The sequence below is a fragment of the Burkholderia sp. KL41 genome (genome assembly GCF_057005415.2).
The window spans coordinates 3,092,955-3,116,277 of sequence record NZ_CM174446.1 but is presented as its reverse complement, the minus strand read 5'-3'; the positions used below and the strand labels follow the sequence as shown (position 1 = coordinate 3,116,277).

General features: G+C 67.7%; 18 protein-coding genes. 13 read left to right on the top strand and 5 right to left on the bottom strand.

Annotated elements, in window-relative coordinates:
* The first annotated feature begins 352 nt into the window (after positions 1-352).
* Genes PQB87_RS14675 through PQB87_RS14665 form a run of 3 tightly spaced genes read left to right on the top strand, consistent with a single transcriptional unit; the run spans position 353 to position 6,369 of the window.
* Positions 353-1,630, top strand: coding sequence for an efflux RND transporter periplasmic adaptor subunit (locus PQB87_RS14675; RefSeq protein ID WP_060049512.1), 1,278 nt, complete (start codon positions 353-355; stop codon positions 1,628-1,630).
* Positions 1,631-1,645: 15 nt separating this feature from the next.
* Positions 1,646-4,846 carry an efflux RND transporter permease BpeB gene (bpeB, locus tag PQB87_RS14670; protein WP_059490398.1) on the top strand — a complete coding sequence of 1,067 codons (3,201 nt, stop codon included), beginning with the start codon at positions 1,646-1,648 and terminating at the stop codon, positions 4,844-4,846.
* Entirely contained in the window at positions 4,846-6,369 is a 1,524-nt protein-coding gene (locus PQB87_RS14665) for an efflux transporter outer membrane subunit (RefSeq protein WP_489242262.1), read from the top strand. Before bpeB ends, PQB87_RS14665 begins: the two co-directional genes overlap by 1 nt.
* A 358-nt stretch (positions 6,370-6,727) precedes the next feature.
* On the opposite strand, the gene PQB87_RS14660 is transcribed toward PQB87_RS14665, so the two are convergent.
* Positions 6,728-8,104: a nucleobase:cation symporter-2 family protein gene (locus PQB87_RS14660; protein WP_021159518.1), complete on the bottom strand. Its 1,377-nt coding sequence runs from the start codon at positions 8,102-8,104 to the stop codon at positions 6,728-6,730.
* Positions 8,105-8,542: 438 nt separating this feature from the next.
* Here PQB87_RS14660 and PQB87_RS14655 point away from each other — a divergent pair, with 438 nt between their 5' ends.
* The 3 genes from PQB87_RS14655 (at position 8,543) to fghA (ending at position 12,271) form a co-directional block, all read left to right on the top strand.
* On the top strand, positions 8,543-10,024 hold the full coding sequence (locus PQB87_RS14655) for a xylulokinase (RefSeq protein WP_489242260.1): 1,482 nt from the start codon (positions 8,543-8,545) through the stop codon (positions 10,022-10,024).
* Positions 10,025-10,299: 275 nt separating this feature from the next.
* Positions 10,300-11,406, top strand: a complete 1,107-nt coding sequence (locus tag PQB87_RS14650) for an S-(hydroxymethyl)glutathione dehydrogenase/class III alcohol dehydrogenase (RefSeq protein ID WP_006483756.1) — start codon at positions 10,300-10,302, stop codon at positions 11,404-11,406.
* Between the two features lie 16 nt (positions 11,407-11,422).
* The gene (fghA, locus tag PQB87_RS14645; RefSeq protein ID WP_233345270.1) at positions 11,423-12,271 is read left to right on the top strand and encodes an S-formylglutathione hydrolase; all 849 of its coding nucleotides are present in this window, start codon (positions 11,423-11,425) and stop codon (positions 12,269-12,271) included.
* Positions 12,272-12,392: 121 nt separating this feature from the next.
* Here the strand turns inward: fghA and PQB87_RS14640 are convergent, their stop codons facing one another.
* From PQB87_RS14640 to PQB87_RS14625, 4 genes are read right to left on the bottom strand one after another with little or no spacing between them, the layout of a single operon-like run.
* Positions 12,393-13,175 carry a metal ABC transporter permease gene (locus PQB87_RS14640; RefSeq protein WP_027789245.1) on the bottom strand — a complete coding sequence of 261 codons (783 nt, stop codon included), beginning with the start codon at positions 13,173-13,175 and terminating at the stop codon, positions 12,393-12,395.
* The gene (locus tag PQB87_RS14635; protein WP_021159524.1) at positions 13,168-14,058 is read right to left on the bottom strand and encodes an ABC transporter ATP-binding protein; all 891 of its coding nucleotides are present in this window, start codon (positions 14,056-14,058) and stop codon (positions 13,168-13,170) included. Before PQB87_RS14635 ends, PQB87_RS14640 begins: the two co-directional genes overlap by 8 nt.
* Before the next feature lie 14 nt (positions 14,059-14,072).
* The gene (locus PQB87_RS14630; protein WP_059590590.1) at positions 14,073-14,996 is read right to left on the bottom strand and encodes a metal ABC transporter solute-binding protein, Zn/Mn family; all 924 of its coding nucleotides are present in this window, start codon (positions 14,994-14,996) and stop codon (positions 14,073-14,075) included.
* A gap of 47 nt (positions 14,997-15,043) precedes the next feature.
* Positions 15,044-15,505, bottom strand: coding sequence for a Fur family transcriptional regulator (locus PQB87_RS14625; RefSeq protein ID WP_011546084.1), 462 nt, complete (start codon positions 15,503-15,505; stop codon positions 15,044-15,046).
* A 328-nt stretch (positions 15,506-15,833) separates the two neighbouring features.
* On the opposite strand from PQB87_RS14625, the gene PQB87_RS14620 reads away from it, so the two are divergent.
* The 7 genes from PQB87_RS14620 (at position 15,834) to PQB87_RS14590 (ending at position 23,321) form a co-directional block, all read left to right on the top strand.
* Positions 15,834-16,610 carry an L-iditol 2-dehydrogenase gene (locus tag PQB87_RS14620; protein WP_321967574.1) on the top strand — a complete coding sequence of 259 codons (777 nt, stop codon included), beginning with the start codon at positions 15,834-15,836 and terminating at the stop codon, positions 16,608-16,610.
* Positions 16,611-16,706: 96 nt separating this feature from the next.
* Positions 16,707-17,663: a sugar kinase gene (locus tag PQB87_RS14615; RefSeq protein WP_233345271.1), complete on the top strand. Its 957-nt coding sequence runs from the start codon at positions 16,707-16,709 to the stop codon at positions 17,661-17,663.
* Positions 17,651-19,003, top strand: coding sequence for a D-tagatose-bisphosphate aldolase, class II, non-catalytic subunit (locus PQB87_RS14610; RefSeq protein ID WP_489242254.1), 1,353 nt, complete (start codon positions 17,651-17,653; stop codon positions 19,001-19,003). Before PQB87_RS14615 ends, PQB87_RS14610 begins: the two co-directional genes overlap by 13 nt.
* A 396-nt stretch (positions 19,004-19,399) precedes the next feature.
* On the top strand, positions 19,400-20,725 hold the full coding sequence (locus PQB87_RS14605; RefSeq protein WP_021159529.1) for an ABC transporter substrate-binding protein: 1,326 nt from the start codon (positions 19,400-19,402) through the stop codon (positions 20,723-20,725).
* A gap of 114 nt (positions 20,726-20,839) precedes the next feature.
* Positions 20,840-21,793 (top strand): carbohydrate ABC transporter permease, encoded by a 954-nt coding sequence (locus PQB87_RS14600; protein WP_021159530.1) that lies wholly within the window; start codon positions 20,840-20,842, stop codon positions 21,791-21,793.
* Positions 21,790-22,641 carry a carbohydrate ABC transporter permease gene (locus tag PQB87_RS14595; protein WP_027789251.1) on the top strand — a complete coding sequence of 284 codons (852 nt, stop codon included), beginning with the start codon at positions 21,790-21,792 and terminating at the stop codon, positions 22,639-22,641. Before PQB87_RS14600 ends, PQB87_RS14595 begins: the two co-directional genes overlap by 4 nt.
* The gene (locus tag PQB87_RS14590) at positions 22,638-23,321 is read left to right on the top strand and encodes an HAD family hydrolase (RefSeq protein WP_048024959.1); all 684 of its coding nucleotides are present in this window, start codon (positions 22,638-22,640) and stop codon (positions 23,319-23,321) included. The genes PQB87_RS14595 and PQB87_RS14590 overlap by 4 nt, the downstream gene beginning before the upstream one ends.
* The last annotated feature ends 2 nt before the right edge of the window (positions 23,322-23,323 follow it).

The following is a 23,323-nucleotide window of genomic DNA, read 5'->3' as shown; positions in this document are numbered from 1 at the left end:
CGGCGCCGTCATATAGACTGGCTATGCTCGCGGCTGGTAACAATCCGTAAGACTGGACAGCCGGTCGCGCACAAGCGGGCTTTTTACATACATTCATGAATGTATATACAATACCACCCTACGATCGAATGACCCAAGTGGCAATCAGTTAATATCCCACTCTGCTGATTCCCGCCAAAGTACCAGTCCGCAGTTGCGGGGCATCCTGTCGGCACGGAGGTTTCGTGCCGCTTGCTGTATCTAGCAGTCCAGTAATTCAGGTGTTCGATCTGCGCCGTGAGGCGCATCCGTGTTGCGCTCGCTCCGGTCGGGTGTGGCACTTATTCCATTGGTTATACACAGAGGTCGCTCCATGCGCGTCGAACGGGTTCCATACCGCTTAATCACTGTCGCGACGGCCGCCGTTTTCCTGGCCGCGTGCGGGAAAAAAGAATCGGCACCGCCGCCGCAAACGCCGGAAGTCGGCGTCGTCACCGTCCAGCCGCAAGCCGTACCGGTCTTCACCGACCTGCCGGGCCGCACCAGCGCGTTCCTCGTCGCGCAGGTCCGCGCGCGGGTCGACGGCATCGTGCTGCGTCGTGAATTCACCGAAGGCACCGACGTCAAGGCCGGTCAGCGCCTCTACAAGATCGACCCGGCGCCTTACATCGCCGCGCTGAACAGTGCAAAGGCAACGCTCGCGAAGGCGCAGGCGAACCTCGTCACGCAGAACGCGCTGGTCGCACGCTACAAGGTGCTGGTGGCCGCGAACGCGGTCAGCAAGCAGGACTACGACAACGCGGTGGCCACGCAAGGCCAGGCCGCGGCGGACGTCGCGGCCGGCAAGGCGGCGGTCGACACCGCGCAGATCAACCTCGGCTATACCGATGTCGTGTCGCCGATCACCGGCCGCGTCGGCATCTCGCAGGTGACGCCGGGCGCGTACGTGCAGGCGAGCCAGGCGACGCTGATGTCGACGGTGCAGCAGCTCGACCCGGTGTATGTGGACCTCACGCAGTCGAGCCTCGAAGGGCTGAAGCTGCGCCAGGACGTGCAGAGCGGCCGCCTGAAGACGTCCGGCCCGGGCGCGGCGAAGGTGTCGCTGATCCTGGAAGACGGCAAGACCTATTCGGAGCCGGGCAAGCTGCAGTTCTCGGACGTGACGGTCGACCAGACCACCGGCTCGGTGACGATCCGCGCGGTCTTCCCGAACCCGGGCAAGGTGCTGCTGCCGGGCATGTTCGTGCGTGCACGGATCGAGGAAGGCGTGAACGAGAACGCGTTCCTGGTGCCGCAGATCGGCGTCACGCATGACCAGAAGGGGCAGGCGATCGCAATGGTGGTGAACGCCAGCAACAAGGTCGAGCCGCGTCCGCTGAAGACGACGGGCATGCAGGGCCCGAACTGGGTGGTCGAAGGTGGTCTGCAAGCGGGTGATCACGTGATCGTGCAGGGCGTCGACAAGGTGCGCCCGGGGGCGACCGTGAAGACGGTCCCCGCGCAGCTCGCACCGGCGGCCGATGCCGCGTCGGGTGCGGCTGCCGCGTCCGCCGCGCCGGCTGCCGCCGGTTCCGGCGCCGCTGCCGCTTCCGGTGCTGCCGCATCGGGCGCTGCGCCGGCGAGTGCTGCCGCTGCTTCGAGCGCGCAATAACAGGGAGCCTGTTTCATGGCAAAGTTTTTTATCGATCGCCCGATCTTCGCGTGGGTGATCGCCATCATCCTGATGCTGGCCGGGGTTGCGGCGATCTTCACGCTGCCGATCTCGCAGTATCCGACGATCGCGCCGCCATCGATCCAGATCACCGCGAACTACCCGGGCGCTTCCGCGAAGACGGTGGAAGACACGGTGACGCAGGTGATCGAGCAGCAGATGAGCGGTCTCGACAACTTCCTGTACATGTCGTCGACCAGTGACGACTCGGGCAACGCGACGATCACGCTGACATTCGCGCCGGGTACCAACGCCGACATCGCGCAGGTCCAGGTGCAGAACAAGCTGTCGCTCGCGACGCCGATCCTGCCGCAGGTCGTGCAGCAGCTCGGCCTCTCGGTGACGAAGTCGAGCAGCAGCTTCCTGCTGGTGCTCGCCTTCAACTCCGAAGACGGCAGCATGAACAAGTACGACCTCGCGAACTTCGTGGCGTCGCACGTGAAGGATCCGATCAGCCGGTTGAACGGCGTCGGTACCGTCACGCTGTTCGGCTCGCAGTACGCGATGCGGATCTGGCTCGACCCGAACCGCCTGACGAACTACGGCCTCACGCCGGTCGACGTCAGCTCCGCGATCACCGCGCAGAACGTGCAGATCGCGGGCGGCCAGATTGGCGGCACGCCGGCGAAGCCGGGCACCATGCTGCAGGCGACGATCACCGAATCGACGCTGCTGCAGACGCCCGAGCAGTTCGGCAACATCCTGCTGAAGGTCAACCAGGACGGCTCGCAGGTTCGCCTGAAGGACGTCGCGCAGATCGGCCTCGGCGGCGAAAACTACAACTTCGACACGAAGTACAATGGTCAGCCGACCGCGGCACTCGGTATCCAGCTCGCGACCAACGCGAACGCGCTCGCAACCGCGAAGGCCGTGCGCGCGAAGATCGACGAACTGGCACCGTTCTTCCCGCACGGCCTCGTCGTGAAGTACCCGTACGACACGACGCCGTTCGTGAAGCTGTCGATCGAGGAAGTGGTCAAGACGCTGCTCGAAGGTATCGTGCTCGTGTTCCTCGTGATGTATCTGTTCCTGCAGAACCTGCGGGCGACGATCATCCCGACGATCGCGGTGCCGGTCGTGCTGCTCGGCACGTTCGCGATCATGTCGATGGTGGGCTTCTCGATCAACACGCTGTCGATGTTCGGCCTCGTGCTCGCGATCGGCCTGCTGGTCGACGATGCGATCGTGGTGGTCGAGAACGTCGAGCGCGTGATGGCCGAAGAGGGCTTGTCACCGAAGGAGGCGACCCGCAAGGCGATGGGCCAGATCACCGGCGCACTCGTCGGCGTGGCGCTGGTGCTGTCGGCGGTGTTCGTGCCGGTGGCGTTCTCGGGCGGTTCGGTCGGTGCAATCTATCGCCAGTTCTCGCTGACGATCGTGTCGGCGATGGTGCTGTCGGTGCTCGTCGCGTTGATCCTGACGCCGGCACTGTGCGCGACGATCCTCAAGCCGATCCCGCAAGGGCATCACGAAGAGAAGAAGGGCTTCTTCGGCTGGTTCAACCGCACGTTCAACAACAGCCGCGACAAGTACCACGTCGGCGTGCACCACGTGATCAAGCGCTCGGGCCGCTGGCTCATCATCTATCTGGTCGTGATCGTCGCGGTCGGCCTGCTGTTCGTGCGCCTGCCGAAGTCGTTCCTGCCCGATGAAGACCAGGGCCTGATGTTCGTGATCGTGCAGACGCCGTCGGGTTCGACGCAGGAAACGACCGCGAAGACGCTCGCGAACATTTCCGACTACCTGCTGAAGGACGAGAAGGAAATCGTCGAATCGGCGTTCACGGTCAACGGCTTCAGCTTCGCGGGCCGCGGCCAGAACTCCGGTCTCGTGTTCGTTCGCCTGAAGGACTACTCGCAGCGTCAGCATGCGAACCAGAAGGTGCAGGCGCTGATCGGCCGGATGTTCGGGCGCTACTCGGGTTACAAGGACGCAGTGGTGATCCCGTTCAACCCGCCGTCGATTCCTGAACTCGGTACGGCTGCCGGCTTCGACTTCGAACTGACCGACAACGCCGGTCTCGGCCACGATGCGCTGATGGCCGCGCGTAACCAGCTGCTCGGGATGGCTTCGAAGGATCCGACGCTGCAGGGCGTGCGCCCGAACGGCCTGAACGATACGCCGCAGTACAAGGTCGACATCGACCGCGAGAAGGCGAATGCACTCGGCGTGACGGCGGATGCGATCGACCAGACGTTCTCGATCGCATGGGCATCGAAGTACGTGAACAACTTCCTGGATACCGACGGCCGGATCAAGAAGGTGTACGTGCAGGCGGATGCACCGTTCCGGATGACGCCGGAAGACCTGAACATCTGGTACGTGCGCAACGGATCGGGCGGGATGGTGCCGTTCAGCTCGTTCGCGACCGGTCACTGGACGTACGGTTCGCCGAAGCTCGAGCGCTACAACGGCGTGTCGGCGATGGAAATCCAGGGTCAGGCCGCACCGGGCAAGTCGACCGGTCAGGCGATGGCCGCGATGGAAGGGCTCGCGAAGAAGCTGCCGGTCGGTATCGGCTATTCGTGGACCGGCCTGTCGTTCCAGGAAATCCAGTCCGGCTCGCAGGCGCCGATCCTGTACGCGATCTCGATCCTCGTCGTGTTCCTGTGTCTCGCGGCACTGTATGAAAGCTGGTCGATCCCGTTCTCGGTGATCATGGTGGTGCCGCTCGGCGTGATCGGTGCACTGCTTGCGGCGACGATGCGCGGTCTGGAAAACGACGTGTTCTTCCAGGTCGGCCTGCTGACGACCGTGGGCTTGTCCGCGAAGAACGCGATCCTGATCGTGGAGTTCGCGCGCGAACTGCAGCAGACGGAGAAGATGGGGCCGATCGAGGCCGCGCTGGAAGCAGCGCGCCTGCGGCTGCGTCCGATCCTGATGACGTCGCTCGCGTTCATTCTCGGCGTGATGCCGCTCGCGATCAGCAACGGCGCGGGTTCGGCCAGCCAGCACGCAATCGGTACGGGCGTGATCGGCGGGATGATCACGGCGACGTTCCTCGCGATCTTCATGATCCCGATGTTCTTCGTGAAGATCCGTGCGATCTTCAGCGGCGAGAAGGAAGACGTCGACGAGGCGCTGCGCCTGGCTCAGGAGCACTCGCACCACGAAGAGAAGCCGGGCAACGGCGACGAAGGCAACAAGGGACAGTGATGATGCAAAAACACGCTTTGACTGCAATCGCGGTCGCGCTCTTTGCCACGGGCTGCACGATGGCGCCGCATTACAAGCGGCCCGACGCGCCCGTCGCACAGGCGTACCCGGCCGGCGGCGTCTACGCGACGCAGCCGGGTGCGGCCGGCGCGCGCAGCGCGAACGGCCAGGCAGCGACCGCCATCGGCTGGCGCGAGTTCTTCGTCGATCCGCGCCTGCAGCGGCTGATCGAGATCGCGCTGAAAAACAACCGCGACCTGCGCGTGTCGGTGCTGAACATCGAGGCGGCGCGCGCGCAGTACCAGATCACGCGCGCGGAGCTGTTCCCGACGCTCGACGGCACGGGCACGGGCAGCATCCAGCGCGTGCCGCAAGGTCTGTCGCAGACGGGGGCGCCGTATATCTCGCGTGCCTACAACGTCGGTTTGTCCGCGTCGTGGGAGCTCGACCTGTTCGGCCGCGTGCAGAGCCTGAAGGACCAGGCACTCGCGCAGTACCTGTCGACGTCGTATGCACGGCAGGCATTCGAGATCTCGCTGGTGTCGCAGGTGGCCGATCAATACCTGACGCTGTTGTCGACCGACGACCTGCTGAAGGTCACGGAGGACACGCTGAAGTCCGCTCAGGCGCAGTACGACCTGACCAAGCTGCGGTTCGACAACGGCACGGGCTCCGAGCTCGAGCTGCGTCAGGCGCAGACAGTGGTCGAGCAGGCGCTGTCGAACCAGCAGCAGCAGGCGCGTGCGCGCGCTCAGGCACTGAACATGCTGGTGCAACTGATCGGCGAGCCGCTGCCGGACGACCTGCCGGCAGGCATGCCGCTCGACGCGCAGAACCTGCTGACGGACGTGCCGGCCGGGTTGCCGTCGGATCTGCTGACACGTCGTCCGGACGTGATGCAGGCCGAGCAGACGCTGCTGGCCGCGAATGCGAACATCGGTGCGGCACGCGCGGCGTTCTTCCCGCGCATCTCGCTGACGGGCGCATTCGGTACCGGCAGCCCGACGCTGGGCGGCCTGTTCAAGGCCGGCACGGCGGCGTGGTCGTTCGCGCCGCAGATCACGATGCCGATCTTCGAAGGCGGGCAGAACATCGCGAACCTGAATCTCGCGAACGTGCAGAAACGCATCGAGATCGCGAACTACGAGAAGGCGATCCAGTCGGCATTCCGCGAAGTGGCGGATGGTCTTGCCGCACGCGGCACGTACGACCAGCAGATCGCGGCGCTCGAGCGCAACGAGCACGCACAGCAGCGACGTTTCGACCTGTCGGACCTGCGTTACAAGAACGGCGTCGACAGCTACCTGTCGGTGCTGACCGCGCAGACGGATCTGTACTCCGCGCAGCAGACGCTGATCAACGCACGTCTGGCGCGCTGGACGAACCTCGTCACGCTGTACCGCGCATTGGGCGGCGGGTGGATCCAGCGGGCCGGCGAGACGCCGCGCGCGCCGGATGCGCCGGTCGACTACGACAAGGCGGCCGCTCCGGCGCCTGCGTCGTCGGCGGCGACGAACGGGTAAGTGAAAGGCGGGGCAGGAGCGGGCAACCGCTTCTGCCTGCCGGACCGGCGCGATGCAAAAGCGAAAACGCCACGGATGAAAATCCGTGGCGTTTTCGTTTTTGCGGCCGAATCGTGCGAGACCACGACGGTCGGCGTGACGATGACTGCATCGGATGCCGCTGATGCCGATCACGGCAGATACGCGTCCAGGTGCGATCAACCAGGCAGCCTGTACCGCACCGCACCGCACCGCACTGCAGGCGGCCCCCCCGAGCGCGCGAGGCACCCCGCGTAGCCCGGCCCCGCCAAGCAAAAACGCCACGGCATGCCGTGGCGTTTTCCGTTACCGCTTCGCGCCGTCGTCCGGCGCGTCGTGATCAGTGATGCACGTCGGCCGGGCGGCCGTCGAAGTCGTGTCCGGCGCGGCGGATCTCGCAGCGCGCATCCTTCTCGCCTTTCACGCCGTTGAACACGATGTTCAGGATCACGGCCGATGCCGACGCCAGCAGGATGCCGCTGTGCAGGATCGGGGCGAGCGCGGGCGGCAGCTTCGAGAAGAAGTGCGGCGACACGACCGGCACGAGGCCCATGCCGACGCTCACGGCGACGATGAACAGGTTGTGCGAGTTGTTCACGAAGTCGACCTTCGACAGCACCTTGATGCCGTTCGCGGCCACCATCCCGAACATCACGATGCCCGCACCGCCGAGCACGAACGGCGGCACCGATGCGACCACCTGCGCCATCTTCGGGAACAGGCCGAGCAGCACGAGAATCACGCCGCCCGTCGCACACACGAACCGGCTTTTCACGCCCGTCACGCCGATCAGGCCGACGTTCTGCGAGAACGACGTATGCGGGAACGAGTTGAAGATGCCGCCGATCAGCGTGCCGAGGCCGTCGACGCGCAGGCCGCGCACGAGGCGCTCCTGGTTGACCGGACGATCGACCATGTCGCCGACCGCGAGGAACATGCCGGTCGATTCGATGAACGTGACGAACATCACCGTGACCATCGTCACGATCGACAGCGGGTCGAAGTGCGGCATGCCGAAGTGGAACGGCATCACGATGCCGACCCACGGTGCGTGCGCGACGCCGTCGGTATTCACGCGGCCGATCGCGAACGCGATCGCGAAGCCGGCGACGATGCCGAGCAGCACCGAGATGTTCGCGATGAAGCCGCGGCCGAACTTGTTGATCAGCAGGATCAGCGTCAGCACGAGCAGCGACAGGCCGAGATAGACGGGGCTGCCGTACTCGGGGTTGCCGACGCCGCCGGCCGCCCAGTTGATGCCGACTTCCATCAGCGACAGCCCGATCACCGCGATCACGGTGCCGACCACCACTGGCGGGAAGAACCGCAACAGCTTGCCGATCATCGGCGCGAGCACGATGCCGATGATGCCGGCCGCGATCGTCGAGCCGAAGATGTCGAGAATGCCGAGGCCGGGGTTCGTGCCGATCGCGATCATCGGGCCGACTGCCGCGAACGTGCAGCCCATGATGACGGGCAGGCGGATCCCGAAGATCCACAGGCCCAGCGTCTGGATCAGCGTGGCGATGCCGCACGAAAACAGATCGGCGCTGATCAGGAACGCGATCTGGTCTTTCGGCAGCTTGAGTGCGGCGCCAACGATAAGCGGCACGGCAACAGCGCCGGCGTACATGACGAGGACGTGTTGCAGGCCAAGCGTTACCAGCTTGCCGGTCGGCAGCACCTCATCGCACGGATGGACCGTGTTCGATTGCATCTGTCTCACTCCATGATCTTGTTTTCGGGGTGATACGAAGTTATGCGGAATGAATCCACGCAACAAGAGCGCTGGGTACTATTCCGCTCTTTGCTGGTTCGATATGCCATTTCGGCATGAAACAGGGTGTCGATCATCGGGAAACTGCCGCAGGAGTGAGGGTTCCCGGTTTTATAGCCCTTCAAAATAGCGCTGGCCCCCATGTCAAATATCGGCCGCTTTATGGTGTGTATCGGGCAGGGCGCATAGCGGCAAAAAGTGCCTGGGGAAAATCGTGCCGGGTTAACCCGCGAGCGGCCGCTTTCACCGCCAACGTGCAGCCGGGTGAAACCCGGCCGGCCATGGCGATTTCGGCCGGCGCGGCGGCCGCAAAAGACGGGGCGTGCATCGCGATCCCGTTATCATCGACATCCGTTCATTCGAATTCGCCCTCACGTCATGCGCCTGCTCGGAATCGACCTCGGCACCGGCTCCGTCAAACTCGTCACGCTCGATGCCGACGGCGTCGAGCGTGCGGTCGCGAGCGAACCCTATGCGCTGTCGTCGCCGCGGCCCGGCTGGGCCGAGATCGCCCCCGACACGTGGTGGCAGGCGCTGGTGCGCGCGGCCGCGCGGTTGCCGGCCGGCGAGCGTGCGCAGGTCGCGGCGATCGGGTTCTCGGGGCAGATGCACGGCGTCGTGCTGATCGACGCGGCCGGGCAGCCGGTGCGGCCCGCGCTGCTGTGGCCCGACACGCGGGCGGTGCGCGAAGCGGATGAGGCCGGCTGGCCCGTCACGGGATCGCCCGTCGCCGGATTGCCCGTGGCCGGATCGCCCGTCGCCCCGAACCCCGTCGCGCCGGGTATGGCCGGCCCGCTGTTGCGCTGGCTGGCCGCTCACGAACCCGATGCACTGCGCGCCGCGCGCTGGGCCGTGCAGCCGAAGGACTGGTTGCGCATCGCGCTGGGCGGCGACGTCGCGGCCGATCCGAGCGACGCGTGCGCGACCGCGCTCGCGACGCCCGACGGCGCATGGGATCTCGCATTGATCGACGCACTCGGCCTGCCGGCCGACCGGTTCGCATCGGTGCAGCCGTCGACCGCGCGCTGCGGCACGCTCGGCGCACCGGCGGCGACGGCACTCGGCCTGCCCGCCGGCGTGCCGCTGGCGACGGGCGCGGCCGACACCGCATGCGCGGCCCTCGGCAGCGGGCTCGCCGCCGCCGGCGATGCGCTGCTGACGACGGGCAGCGGCGGCCAGATCGTCGTGCTCGCGGATGTGCTGCCGCCCGCGCGACGCGGGCTGCATCGCTATCGCGCGGCGGCCGGCGGCGGTTATTACACGATGGCCGCGATGCAGAACGTCGGGCTCGCGCTCGAAGCCGTGCGCGGCTGGCTCGGCTACGCGCAGTGGGCCGATGCGTACGACGATGCGTTCGCGCAGGCTGCGTCGGAACGTCTGTGCTTCCTGCCGTACCTGACGGGCGAGCGTTCGCCGTGGATGAACCCCGACGCGCGCGGCGGCTGGCTCGGCCTCGGGCTCGGTGACACGCGCGGCGCGATGATGCGCGCCGCGTTCGAAGGCGTCGCGTTCGCGTTGCGCGCCGGGCTCGATGCGATCCGCGATGCCGACCGCGGCGACCCGGTGACGACGCTGCGTCTCGCGGGCGGCGGCTCGGTCGATCCGCGCTGGCGCCAGCTGCTTGCCGACTCGCTGGGCGCGTCGCTTCACGCGATCGACTGCCCGAACGCCGCGACGCGCGGCGCCGCGCTGCTGGCGGGAGTCGCGATCGGGCACTGGCGGGAAGACGCGCTGCACGCGCTGGCGCCGGCCGCGTCGCCGGTTGCCGAGCCGCGTGACGATCGCTCGCTGGCCGCGCGCCACGCGCGCTTCATCGACCTGTATGCCCGGACGGATGCATGGTTCACGACGGGCGCTTAAAATCGGGCACTTGTTCTTTTGCGTCAGCGATGACGCATCGTGGCAAGCCGGCGGCCGTTTCCCGCACGCGATGCGCGGCGGAACCGGCCATCATGGCGAGCACGAGATTCTTTCGCCGTGCCGCGCGCGACGCCGCGCGGCACGGTTTCGACAGCTTTGCATGGAACCCGGTGCGAAGCATTGGGCCGGCGTCGGTGCTGGCGCACCCACGCCGGTCGACATGAGCGCCGACGCGCGAACCCGGGCCGACCTCACACACAGACAGGAGTCACACGATGAAGACGAAAGCCGCGATTGCATGGAAGGCGGGCGCACCGCTGACGATCGAGGAAGTCGATCTCGAAGGGCCGCGCGCAGGCGAAGTGCTGATCGAGGTGAAGGCGACGGGCATCTGCCACACCGACTACTACACGCTGTCGGGCGCCGATCCGGAAGGGATCTTCCCGGCGATCCTCGGCCATGAAGGCGCGGGCGTCGTGGTCGACGTCGGCCCCGGCGTCGGCACCGTGAGGAAGGGCGACCACGTGATTCCGCTCTACACGCCCGAATGCCGCGAGTGCAAGTTCTGCCTGTCGCGCAAGACCAACCTGTGCCAGAAGATCCGCGCGACGCAGGGCAAGGGCCTGATGCCCGACGCGACGTCGCGCTTCTCGCTCGACGGCAAGCCGCTGTTCCACTACATGGGGACGTCGACGTTCTCGAACTACATCGTCGTGCCGGAAATCGCGGTCGCGAAGGTGCGCGAGGACGCGCCGTTCGACAAGATCTGCTACATCGGCTGCGGCGTGACCACGGGCGTCGGCGCGGTCGTGTACTCGGCGAAGGTCGAGGCCGGCGCGAACGTCGTCGTGTTCGGCCTCGGCGGGATCGGCCTGAACGTGATCCAGGGCGCGAAGATGGTCGGCGCGGACAAGATCATCGGTGTCGACATCAACCCGAAGCGCGTCGAGCTCGCGAAGAAGTTCGGGATGACGCACTTCATCAACCCGAACGAAGTCGAGAACGTGGTCGACCACATCGTGCAGCTGACCGACGGCGGCGCGGATTACTCGTTCGAATGCGTGGGCAACGTGAAGCTGATGCGCCAGGCGCTCGAGTGCACGCACAAGGGCTGGGGCCAGTCGTTCATCATCGGCGTGGCGGCAGCGGGCGAGGAAATCAGCACGCGTCCGTTCCAGCTGGTGACGGGCCGCGAGTGGAAGGGCTCGGCGTTCGGCGGCGCGCGCGGCCGCACCGACGTGCCGAAGATCGTCGACTGGTACATGGAAGGCAAGATCAACATCGACGACCTGATCACGCATACGCTGCCGCTCGAGCGGATCAACGAAGGCTTCGACCTGATGAAGGCCGGCGAGTCGATCCGTTCGGTCGTGCTGTACTGACCGGGAGCGCACCGCGATGCTCGAACTCGTTTCCTCGCATGCGTGCCACGGCGGCGAGCAGCGTTTCTACCGTCACGATTCGGCGGCCATCGGCCTGCCGATGAAGTTCTCGGTGTACCTGCCGCCGCAGGCCGCGCACGGCCGCGTGCCGGCGCTGTTCTATCTCGCGGGCCTCACGTGCACCGACGAGACGTTCGCGATCAAGGCCGGCGCGCAGCAATTCGCGGCGCAGCACGGCATCGCGCTCGTGATGCCGGACACGAGCCCGCGCGGCGCGGGCGTGCCGGGCGAGACCGACGCGTGGGACTTCGGCGTCGGCGCGGGCTTCTATGTCGACGCGACCGAAGCGCCGTGGTCCGCGCATTACCGGATGGAATCGTACGTGACGGGCGAGCTGCGCGAACTCGTCACGGCCGAACTGCCGATCGACGGCGCGCGGCTCGGGATCTTCGGTCACTCGATGGGCGGGCACGGCGCGCTGACGCTTGCGCTGCGTCATCCCGGGCTGTACCGGTCGGTATCGGCGTTCGCGCCGATCGCCGCGCCGACACGCTGCCCGTGGGGCGAGAAGGCGTTCTCGGGTTACCTCGGCGCCGATCGCGACGCCTGGAAGGCACACGACGCGAGCGAACTCGTCGCGCGCGCCGATGCGCCGAAGTTCGCGGACGGCATCCTCGTCGATCAGGGCCTCGCGGATCAGTTCCTCGCGAACCAGCTCAACCCCGACGTGTTCGAAGCCGCGTGCGCGAAGGCCGGCCAGCCGCTGACGCTGCGCCGCCATCCGGGTTACGACCACGGGTACTACTTCATCTCGACGTTCATTGCCGATCACATCGCGCATCACGCGCGCGTGCTCGCGCGATGAGCGGGAAGGGGAGGACATAACGCATACGGCGACACGCGGCGCGCCGCACGAGCGGGTGCATGAAAAAACGCCGGCGCTGCCCTCGGGCACGCCGGCGTTTTCCATGGTCGTCGGGCGTCGATCAGTGGCGCCGCAACAGGCTTGCGCCGTACACGAGCGCCGACAGCGCGGTGATCCAGAAACTCGTCGGCCAGTCGGTGTGATACGCGAGCACGATGCCGAGCCATGCTTCGAACAACGCAAACAGCGCGGCGAGCAGCACGCCGGTCGACAGCCGCGTCGTCACGTTCTGCGCGGCGGCAGCCGGCCCGACCAGCAGCGTGAACACCAGCAGCACGCCGACGATCTGCGTGGCCGCGGCCACGGCGAGCGCGCACACCGCGAGGAACAGCATCGACACCGTGCGCAGCGACACGCCCTTGGCTTCGGCCAGTTCGGGCTGCAGCGACGCGAACAGCAGCGGCCGCGCGATCAGCGCGAGCGCGAGCAGGCTCACGGCGCCGATACCGGCGAGCACCGCGAGCGTGTCGTGGCTCACGGCGAGCACGTTGCCGAATAGCAGCGCGGTGACCTGCGTCGCGAACGACGTGTAGAAATGCAGGAACAGCAGGCCGAAACCCAGCGCACCCGACAGGATCACGCCGATCGCGACGTCGCGGCCCGCGAGCTTTTCGCCGAGCGCGCCCATCCCGATCCCGGCCGCGAGCGTGAAACCGACCATCCCCCAGATCGGCGAGATGCCGAGCAGCACCGCGCCCGTCGCGCCGGTGAAGCCGACGTGCGACAGCGCATGGCCGGCGAAGGTCTGCCCGCGCAGCACCAGGAAGTAGCCGACGATGCCCGCGAGCACCGCGACGATCCCCGACGCCGCGAAGGCGTTGATCATGAAGTCGTATTCAAACATCGTGCGAGTGCCCGGGATGAGCGTGTCCGTGGTGGTGATGGCCGTGGCCGCCGCCACCGCCGTGCGAGTGGCCGTCGTCGTCCTCGTGTTCGTGGTCGTGCTTCTCGATCTCGACGTCGCCCGACATCACGAAGATCTTGCCGTTCACGCGCATCACGTCGATCGGCGATCCGTAGAGCCGCGACAGCACGGGCTTCGTGATCACCTCGTCGACGGTGCCGAGCGCCGCGACGCCGTTGCCGAGATACAGCACACGGTCGAGCGCGTTCAGCAACGGATTCAGTTCGTGCGCGGAGAACAGCACGGTGATGCCGAGCTCGCGCTGCACGTTGCGCACGAGCTCGACGACGCCGCGCTGGTGGTTCGGGTCGAGGCTGATCAGCGGCTCGTCGAGCAGCAGCAGCTTCGGGCTGCCGAGCAGGCATTGCGCGAGCAGCAGGCGCTGCCGCTCGCCGCCGGACAGTTCCGACAGCGGCCGGCGGGCAAGCGCCGGGCCGCCGACGAGATCGAGCACGCGGTCGACGTCGCGGCGCGTCGCCGCGTTCGTGTGCGGCAGCCCCCAGCGGTGGCCGTCGGCGGCCATCGCGACGAAGTCGTAGCCGCGCATCCGGCGGTTCGCGAGGCCGCTGCGAATCTGCGGCATGTAGCCGATCGACGGGTTGCCGCGTACGACCGGCACGCCGCCGACGGACAGCGTGCCGGCCGACACGGGCACGAGGCCGAGCACCGCGCGCATCAGCGTCGTCTTGCCCGCGCCGTTCGGCCCGAGTACGCCGACGAATTCGCCGGGTTCGATCGCGAAGCTGACGTCGCGCAGGATCGTGCGTCCGCCCAGTTCGAGCGTGACGCGATCGACGGCGAGTGCGTGGGGAGTGGCGGTCATGGCGTTACGGTCGTTTATTTCTTGCCGGCGGCAAGCGCGGCCGAGAGCGCGTCGAGCTGGCCGGCCATCCATTGCTGGAAAGTCTTGCCGGCCGGCTGCGTCTCGGTGACGCTGACGGTCGGCACGCCGCCGTCGCGTGCGATCTTCAGCATGCGCTTGGTCATCGGTTCTTCGGCCTGGCTGTTGTAGATCAGCGCGCGTACCTGCTTCTTGCGCAGGTCGTTCTCGAACGCGGCGACGTCCTGCGCGCTGGCTTCGGTGTCGTTCATCGTCGCGAGCTGGAAGCGCTGGTTGCGCATGTCGAGGCCGATCGCGTCGGACAGGTAGCCGAACACCGGCTCGGTGGCCGTCACCGGCACGCCCTTGTACTGCGCGCGCAGCGCGGCGACCTTGTCGTCGACGGGCTTCAGCGACGCGACGAACTTCTGCAGGTTCGCATCGTATTCGGCCTTGTTCGCCGGATCGGCGCGGCCGAGTTCGGCCGCGATCGCGCGTGCGGCGGCCGGCATCGTCGCCGGGTCGTACCACAGGTGCGGGTTGTCGCCGGCCTTCTTGCCGACCAGGTCGGCGACGACGATCGTCGCGCGCTTCGCCTGCTTCGACGCGCCGAGCAGCTTGCTCATCCACGGATCGTAGTTGGCGCCGTTGTAGATCACGACCTGCGCGTGCTGGAGCGCGCGGGCCGTCTTCGGGCTCGCTTCGAACAGGTGCGGATCCTGGTCGGGATTGCTGAGGATGCTCGTCACCGCGACATGGCTGCCGCCGATCTGCGACGCGACGTCGCCGTAGAAGTTCTCGGCGGCGACGACGTTGACGGTCGCGGCCTGCGCGAACGCGGGCGCCGCGAGCGACAGCGCGGCGGCCGTGGAGACGGCAGCGGCGAGCCAGCGGACAGGCGTCAGGGCGCGCCGCGGCGCGCGCTTCAGGGCAATGGGCATGGAACTCCTCGTTGGAAGGGGGCGGCGCGTGTGCCGCCCGATACGCGTCAGCGTTGCGCGGGCTTGCGCTTGCAGTGTCCGCACAGGCCGCTCAGCTCGACGACCTGATGGTGGACTTCGAAACCGTGCGCGGGCTCGCTCGCGGACAACTGCTTCGCGAGGTCGCCGCCGGGAATCTCGACGGTGTCGCCGCACGAATCGCAGATCAGGAACTGGCCTTCGTGCGGGACGCCGATCTCGCAGCACGCGAAGAACGCGTTCTTCGATTCGATCCGGTGGATGAAGCCGTGCTCGACGAGGAAATCCAGCGCGCGGTAGACGGTCGTGGGCGGCACGCGGCCGCGCTGCGGCTCGAGCTCGGCGAGCAGGTCGTACGCGCCGATCGGGCGCTGCGCGGCCAGCACGCGTTCGTAGACCTGGCGGCGCAGCGGCGTCCACGCGAGCCCGTGCTCGGCGGCGAATGCGTCGGCCCGGGACAGCCGGGCGTCAATGGACGATGAGGTAGCCATGGCGTGAAGCTGGGCGTGAAACGAAGTATGGCGATGATATAACGTATCGCCGCGCCGTGCAGCGCGAATTCCCCTTTTCGTTCTCGCTCCGTCCCCTTCATCGCCGATCCGACCGCGCCGCACCGCGCGCGCCGCGCCTTGCCGGGCGCGCGTGGCGGGCCGCCGCGGTGCGCCGTCGTGCCGCAGCGCATCATAGAAAGCCGTCATGTTGCCTTGACAGCGCGAATCGCGTATCCGATCATTCGATCAACAACAGAGCAATTGATCGGTCGGCGAGCGTTAGTTCATATCGCGGCCGTCGTAAAGCAGAACGAACCGGAGACAGCCAGTGAGACTGGAAGACAAGGTTGCGATCCTGACGGGCGCCGCAAGCGGCATCGGCGAGGCGGTCGCGCAACGCTATCTGGACGAGGGCGCGCGCTGCGTACTCGTCGACCTGAAGCCTGCCGGCGGCTCGCTCGCGCGGCTCATCGAGGCGAACCCCGGCCGCGCGGCGGCCGTCACCGCGGACGTCACGCGCCGCGACGACATCGAGCGCATCGTCGCCACGGCGGTCGAGCGCTTCGGCGGCGTCGACATCCTGTTCAACAACGCGGCGCTGTTCGACATGCGCCCGATCCTCGACGAATCGTGGGACGTGTTCGACCGGCTGTTCGCGGTCAACGTGAAAGGGCTGTTCTTCCTGATGCAGGCCGTCGCGCAGCGGATGGTCGAGCAGGGGCGCGGCGGCAAGATCGTCAACATGTCGTCGCAGGCCGGGCGTCGCGGCGAGGCGCTCGTTTCGCACTACTGCGCGACCAAGGCCGCGGTGATCAGCTACACGCAGTCGGCCGCGCTCGCGCTCGCGCCGCACCGGATCAACGTGAACGGCATCGCGCCTGGCGTCGTCGACACGCCGATGTGGGAGCAGGTCGATGCGCTGTTCGCGCGTTACGAGAACCGGCCGCTCGGCGAGAAGAAGCGGCTCGTGGGCGAAGCCGTGCCGCTCGGCCGCATGGGCGTGCCGGGCGACCTGACGGGCGCCGCGCTGTTCCTCGCGTCGTCCGACGCCGACTACGTCACCGCCCAGACGCTGAACGTCGACGGCGGCAACTGGATGAGCTGACTTGACGCCGCTCGCATGCGTCACCTGCCGGCCGGCCTGCGACAGGGCGGCCGCGCCGCTCACCGCGGCCGCCGTCGAACGAGGAGGGCACGCCTGATGGCAGAGATCGTCGTCGCCGGCGAACTGCTGGCGGAATTCGTCGCCGCCGAGCGCGGCCAGGGTTTCGATTCGCCGGGCCTGTTCGCCGGGCCGTTCCCGAGCGGCGCGCCGGCGATCTTCGCCGACCAGGCCGCACGGCTCGGCGCGCGCGTCGCGTATGCGGGCTGCGTCGGCCGCGACGCGTTCGGCGATGCGATCGTCGCGCGGCTCGAGCGCGACGGTGTCGACGTCGCGCGCATCCGCCGCGTCGCACGTCCGACCGGCACCGCGTTCGTCGCGTATCGCGACGACGGCTCGCGCAGCTTCGTCTACAGTCTGTCCACCAGTGCGGCCGCGTGCGTCGATGCGTCCGATGTCGATACCGCGATGTTCGACGGCTGCCGCTATTTCCACGTGATGGGCTCGTCACTGACGAGCGAATCGGCGATCGCGGCCGTGCAGCGCGGCGTGATCGAGGCCGCACGCGCCGGCGCGAAGGTGTCGTTCGATCCGAACGTGCGCCCCGAGATGCTGAGTTTTCGCCCGATGCGCGCGGCGCTCGAGACGATGCTCGCCGCGTGCCACCTGTTCATGCCGAGCGAGGCCGATTTGCCGTTCTTCTGCGGGCCGCAGCCGGCCGAGCGTGCGATCGCGGGCCTGCTCGCGACGCATCCGCTGCTCGAGCGTGTCGTGCTGAAACGCGGCGCGCACGGCAGCGTTGCATTTGACCGCGCCAACCGCGTCGAAGCACCGGCCTTTCAGGTCGACGAAATCGACCCGACCGGCGCCGGCGACTGCTTCGGCGGCACGCTCGTGGCGAGCTTCGTCGCGGGCGTGCCGATCGATGCCGCATTGCGCCGCGCGAACGCGGCCGGTGCGATCGCGGTCACGCGGCGCGGCCCGATGGAAGGCAACAGCAGCGCGGCCGAGATCGACCGCTTCCTGACCGAACGAGGTATCGCATGTCCGGCCTGACGACCTTCGCCGAACGCCCGCGCACCGCCCACGCGGACGCAGTGCTGCGGATGATCTTCGATGCGAACCGCGCCGACGCGCAGCGCGGCATCTATTCGATCTGCAGCGCGCACCGGCTCGTGCTGGAGGCCGCGTGCGAAGCGGCGCGCGCGGATGGCTCGCCGCTCCTGATCGAGGCGACCTGCAACCAGGTGAACCATCTCGGCGGTTATACGGGCATGACGCCCGCCGATTTCCGCCGCGACGTCGACGCGATCGCCCGGCGTTGTGGGCTGGCGCCGTCGGCGCTCGTGCTCGGCGGCGACCATCTTGGGCCGAACCCGTGGCGGCACCGCCGCGCGGCCGATGCGATGCGCGAGGCGGGCGCGATGGTCGCCGCCTATGTGGAAGCCGGCTTCGAAAAGATCCACCTCGATGCGAGCATGGCGTGCGCGGACGATCCGGTGCGGCTCGACGATCGCACGATCGCCGCGCGCGCGGCCGAACTGTGCCGCGCGGCGGAAGCCGCGGCGGCGCGCGCCGGCATCGCGCCCGTCTACGTGATCGGCACCGAGGTGCCGACGCCGGGCGGTGAAGTCAGCGGCAACGACGGCGATGCGGCGATCGCGCAGATCGCGGTCACGCGCAGCGACAGCATCGCGGCGACGCTCGATGCGCACCGCGCCGCGTTCGCGGCGGCCGGGCTCGACGACGCGTGGGCGCGCGTCGTCGCGATCGTCGCGCAGCCGGGCGTCGACTTCGACGATCGCCACGTGCTCGACTACGACAGCGCGAAGGCCGCGGCGCTCGGCGCGAGTATCCTGCAGACACCGCGCCTCGTGTTCGAGGCGCATTCGACCGATTACCAGACCGAGGGTGCCCTCGCCGCGCTCGTGCGGGACCACTTCGCGGTGCTGAAGGTCGGCCCCGCACTGACGTTCGCGCTGCGCGAGGCGCTGTTCGCGCTGACCTTCATCGAGGACGCGCTGACCGGCGACGCCGGGCAGCGCTCGCGGTTGCGCGACGTGGTCGACGCCGCGATGCGCGCGCAGCCCGAGCACTGGGCGCCGTACTACCGCGGCGACGAAACCGAGCAGCGGCTCGCGCGCCAGTTCAGCTACAGCGACCGGATTCGCTACTACTGGCTGCAGCCGGCCGTCGCGGCCGCGGTCGAGCAACTGTTCGACAACCTCGCGCGGCAGCCGGTGCCGGAGACGCTCGTCGCGCAGTGGCTGCCGGATGTCTACGCGGCGTGCCGCACGGGCGGGCTCGCGAAGGAGCCGCGCGCGTGGGTGCGCCACCGGATACGCGACGTGATCGCGCACTATGCGCGCGCGTGCGGAATGCAGCGGCCGGCGTGACGGGCCGCGAAGGAAACGCAGGACCGACGACACTAGGGTCTGTTTCCATATGGAACGCACATGCGAATGCCCGAAATCGCTCGTCCCCCAAGGGGACTTCCTAACGGGGCGCAGGCAAGAAGTGAGGAGCGCCGTTTGGCCGAGCCAAACGCCCCGCAGGAAGTCCCCTTGGGGGACAAGCGACGAGCGACGCCGCCATGTGGGCGATTTCGGGCATTCCCGTGGAATGTATTTTTTTAGTTTGGGGTTGCCACGAGAACGGCCGCTCGCCGCGTTGCGCTCCTTGCGAATACGTCCAGTATTCGCAGCGTCGCGCGCCTCGCGAGCGGCCGTTCTCGTGGCAACGCATGTGCGTTCCATATGGAAACAGACCCTAACAAACACAGGAGACATGCCATGCAACGAAAGATGCTCGACGCCGCCGCACGCTGCTTCGCCGGAGCCGCGCTCGCGACGGCGGCCTGCGCCGCGTCCGCCGGCACGCTGACGATCGCGACGCTGAACAATCCCGACATGATCGAGCTGAAGAAGCTGTCGCCGGCGTTCGAGAAGGCGAACCCTGACATCAAGCTGAACTGGGTGATCCTCGAGGAAAACGTGCTGCGGCAGCGCGCGACGACCGACATCACGACCGGCAGCGGCCAGTTCGACGTGATGGCGATCGGCACCTACGAGACGCCGCAGTGGGGCAAGCGCGGCTGGCTCGCGCCGATCACGGGCCTGCCCGCCGACTACGACCTGAACGACATCGTGAAGACCGCGCGCGACAGCCTGTCGTACAACGGCCAGCTGTACGCGCTGCCGTTCTACGTCGAGAGCTCGATGACGTTCTACCGCAAGGACCTGTTCGCGGCGAAGGGGCTGAAGATGCCCGACCAGCCGACCTACGACCAGATCGCCGAGTTCGCGGACAAGCTCACCGACAAGGCGAAGGGGACCTACGGGATCTGCCTGCGCGGCAAGGCCGGGTGGGGCGAGAACATGGCGTACGTGTCGACGGTCGTGAACACGTTCGGCGGGCGCTGGTTCGACGAGAACTGGAATGCGCAGCTGACGTCGCCGGAATGGAAGAAGGCGATCACGTTCTACGTGAACCTGCTGAAGAAGGACGGCCCGCCGGGAGCGAGCTCGAACGGCTTCAACGAGAACCTGACGCTCACCGCATCGGGCAAGTGCGCGATGTGGATCGACGCGACGGTCGCGGCCGGGATGCTCTACAACAAGCAGCAGTCGCAGGTGGCCGACAGGATCGGCTTCGCGGCCGCGCCGGTCGCCGCCACGCCGAAGGGCTCGCACTGGCTGTGGGCGTGGGCGCTGGCCGTGCCGAAGACGTCGAAGCAGCAGGACGCCGCGCGCAAGTTCATCGCATGGGCGACGTCGAAGCAGTACATCGAGATGGTCGGCAAGGACGAAGGCTGGGCGTCGGTGCCGCCGGGCACGCGCACGTCGACCTACCAGCGCCCCGAGTACAAGGCCGCCGCACCGTTCTCGGACTTCGTGCTGAAGGCGATCGAGACGGCCGACCCGAACGATCCGTCGCTGAAGAAGGTGCCGTACACGGGCGTGCAGTACGTCGGGATTCCTGAATTCCAGTCGTTCGGCACGGTGGTCGGCCAGTCGATCGCCGGTGCGGTCGCGGGCCAGATGACGGTCGACCAGGCGCTCGCCGCCGGTCAGGCCGCCGCGGACCGCGCGGTGCGGCAGGCCGGCTACAAGAAGTAACGCGCCGGCAGTCACGCGGCCCGCGGCGTGCGCCGTTGCGCATGCCGCGGGCCGGCGAAGCCGAAAGGCGGGCGGGCCGTTCGCGCCCGCGCATCAACCGGAGGAACGCCGATCATGCGTCATTTACGTCTTCCCCTGAGCCATGCTCATGCGCCGTCGGTCGGCGACGCGTCGTCGCCGCCCGGCGCGCCGCGCCGCGCGCGCGGCGGCGCGAGCTGGCTCGTCTCGCCGTCCGTCGCGGTGCTGCTGCTGTGGATGTCGATCCCGCTCGCGATGACGATCTGGTATTCGTTCTCGCGCTACAACCTGCTGAACCCGGACGTGAAAGGTTTCGCCGGGCTCGACAACTACCGCTTCCTCGCGACCGATCCGTCGTTCCTGCCCGCGATCTGGCACACGCTCGTGCTGATCGGCGCGGTGCTCGCGATCACGGTGGTCGGCGGCGTGCTGATGGCCGTGCTGTTCGACCGCAAGTTCTACGGGCAGGGCGTCGCGCGCCTGTTCGCGATCGCGCCGTTCTTCGTGATGCCGACGGTGTCCGCGCTGATCTGGAAGAACATGATCCTGCACCCGGTGTACGGGCTCGTCGCGAATGCGATGCGCGCGCTCGGGATGACGCCGATCGACTGGTTCGCCGATTACCCGCTCACCGCGGTGATCATCATCGTCGCGTGGCAGTGGCTGCCGTTCGCGTTCCTGATCCTGTTCACCGCGATCCAGTCGCTCGACCAGGAGCAGAAGGAAGCCGCGCGCATCGACGGCGCGGGCCCGATCGCGATGTTCTTCTACATCACGCTGCCGCACCTGAAGCGCGCGATCGCCGTGGTCGTGATGATGGAGACGATCTTCCTGCTGTCGATCTTCGCGGAGATCTACACGACGACCGGCGGCGGCCCCGGCGACGCGACGACCAACCTGTCGTACCTGATCTACGCGCTCGGCCTGCAGCAGTTCGACGTCGGCCTCGCGTCCGCGGGCGGCATCATCGCCGTCGTGGTCGCGAACGTCGTGTCGTTCTTCCTGGTGCGGATGCTCGCGCGCAACCTGAAGGGGGAGTACGAGAAATGAGCGACCTGACCTTCGAAGGCCGGCGCGTGCCGGCCGTGTTCGACCTCGTGCGGCGTGCGCTGCCCGGCACGCTCGCGTGGCTGATCGCGCTCCTGCTGTTCTTCCCGATCTTCTGGATGGCGATCACCGCGTTCAAGACCGAGCAGCAGGCGTATGCGTCGACGCTGTTCTTCATGCCGACGCTCGACAGCTTCCGCGAGGTATTCGCGCGCAGCAACTACTTTTCGTTCGCATGGAATTCGGTGCTGATCTCGGCCGGCGTCACGGTGATCTCGCTGCTGTTCGCGGTGCCGGCCGCGTACGCGATGGCGTTCTTCCCGAACCACCGCACGCAGAAGGTGCTGCTGTGGATGCTGTCGACGAAGATGATGCCGTCGGTCGGCGTGCTCGTGCCGATCTACCTGCTGTGGAAAAACGCGGGGCTGCTCGACACCGTGTCGGGCCTCGTGATCGTCTACACGCTGATCAACCTGCCGATCGCGGTGTGGATGACCTTCACGTACTTCAACGAGATCCCGAAGGACATCCTCGAAGCCGGGCGCATCGACGGCGCGTCGACGTGGCAGGAGATCGTCTACCTGCTGATGCCGATGGCGCTGCCGGGGCTCGCCTCCACCGCGCTGCTGCTCGTGATCCTGTCGTGGAACGAAGCGTTCTGGAGCATCAACCTGTCGAGCTCGAACGCCGCGCCGCTCACCGTGTTCATCGCGTCGTACTCGAGCCCCGAAGGGCTGTTCTGGGCGAAGCTGTCCGCAGCTTCCCTGCTGGCGGTCGCGCCGATCCTGATCGTCGGCTGGCTGTCGCAGAAGCAGCTCGTGCGCGGGCTCACGTTCGGAGCCGTCAAATGACCGCGAACGTCCTGATCTGCGATTGCGACGGGGTACTGATCGACAGCGAGGCCGTGGCGGCCGACGTGATCGTGCGCGAGCTCGACGCGCGCTGGCCGGGCGTCGATGCGCGGCCGGCCGTGATGCCGTTGCTCGGGCTGCGCATCGAGCGCGTGCTGGCCGGCGCGGGCGACGCCGTCGGGCGCACGCTGTCGGCCGGCGATGTCGACGCGATCCGCCGCGCGGTCGAGGCGGCGGCCGTCAACGCGCCGATGGTCGACGGCATCGATGCGGCGCTGGACGCGATTCAGTTGACGACGGCCTGCGCGAGCAACAGCTACCGCGCCTACGTCGAGGCGGCACTGGCGCGCACGGGCCTCGCGCGCTTCTTCGGCGACCGGCTGTTCTGCGCGGATGCCGTCGCACGGCCGAAGCCCGCGCCGGACGTGTATCTCGCGGCCGCGCGTACGCTCGGCGTCGTGCCTGCCCAGTGCCTCGTGGTCGAGGACAGCGCGACCGGCATCACCGCGGCTGCCGCGGCCGGCATGACCGTGCTCGGCTTCGTCGGCGGCGGGCATGCGTCGGCCGCGCAGATCGACGCGCTGCGCGGGATCGGCGCGCGCCACGTATTCGACGACATGCACGAACTGCCCGGCTACGTCGCGCGCTGGCAGGCGACCGGCGCGGTGCTGCCGAACTAGCA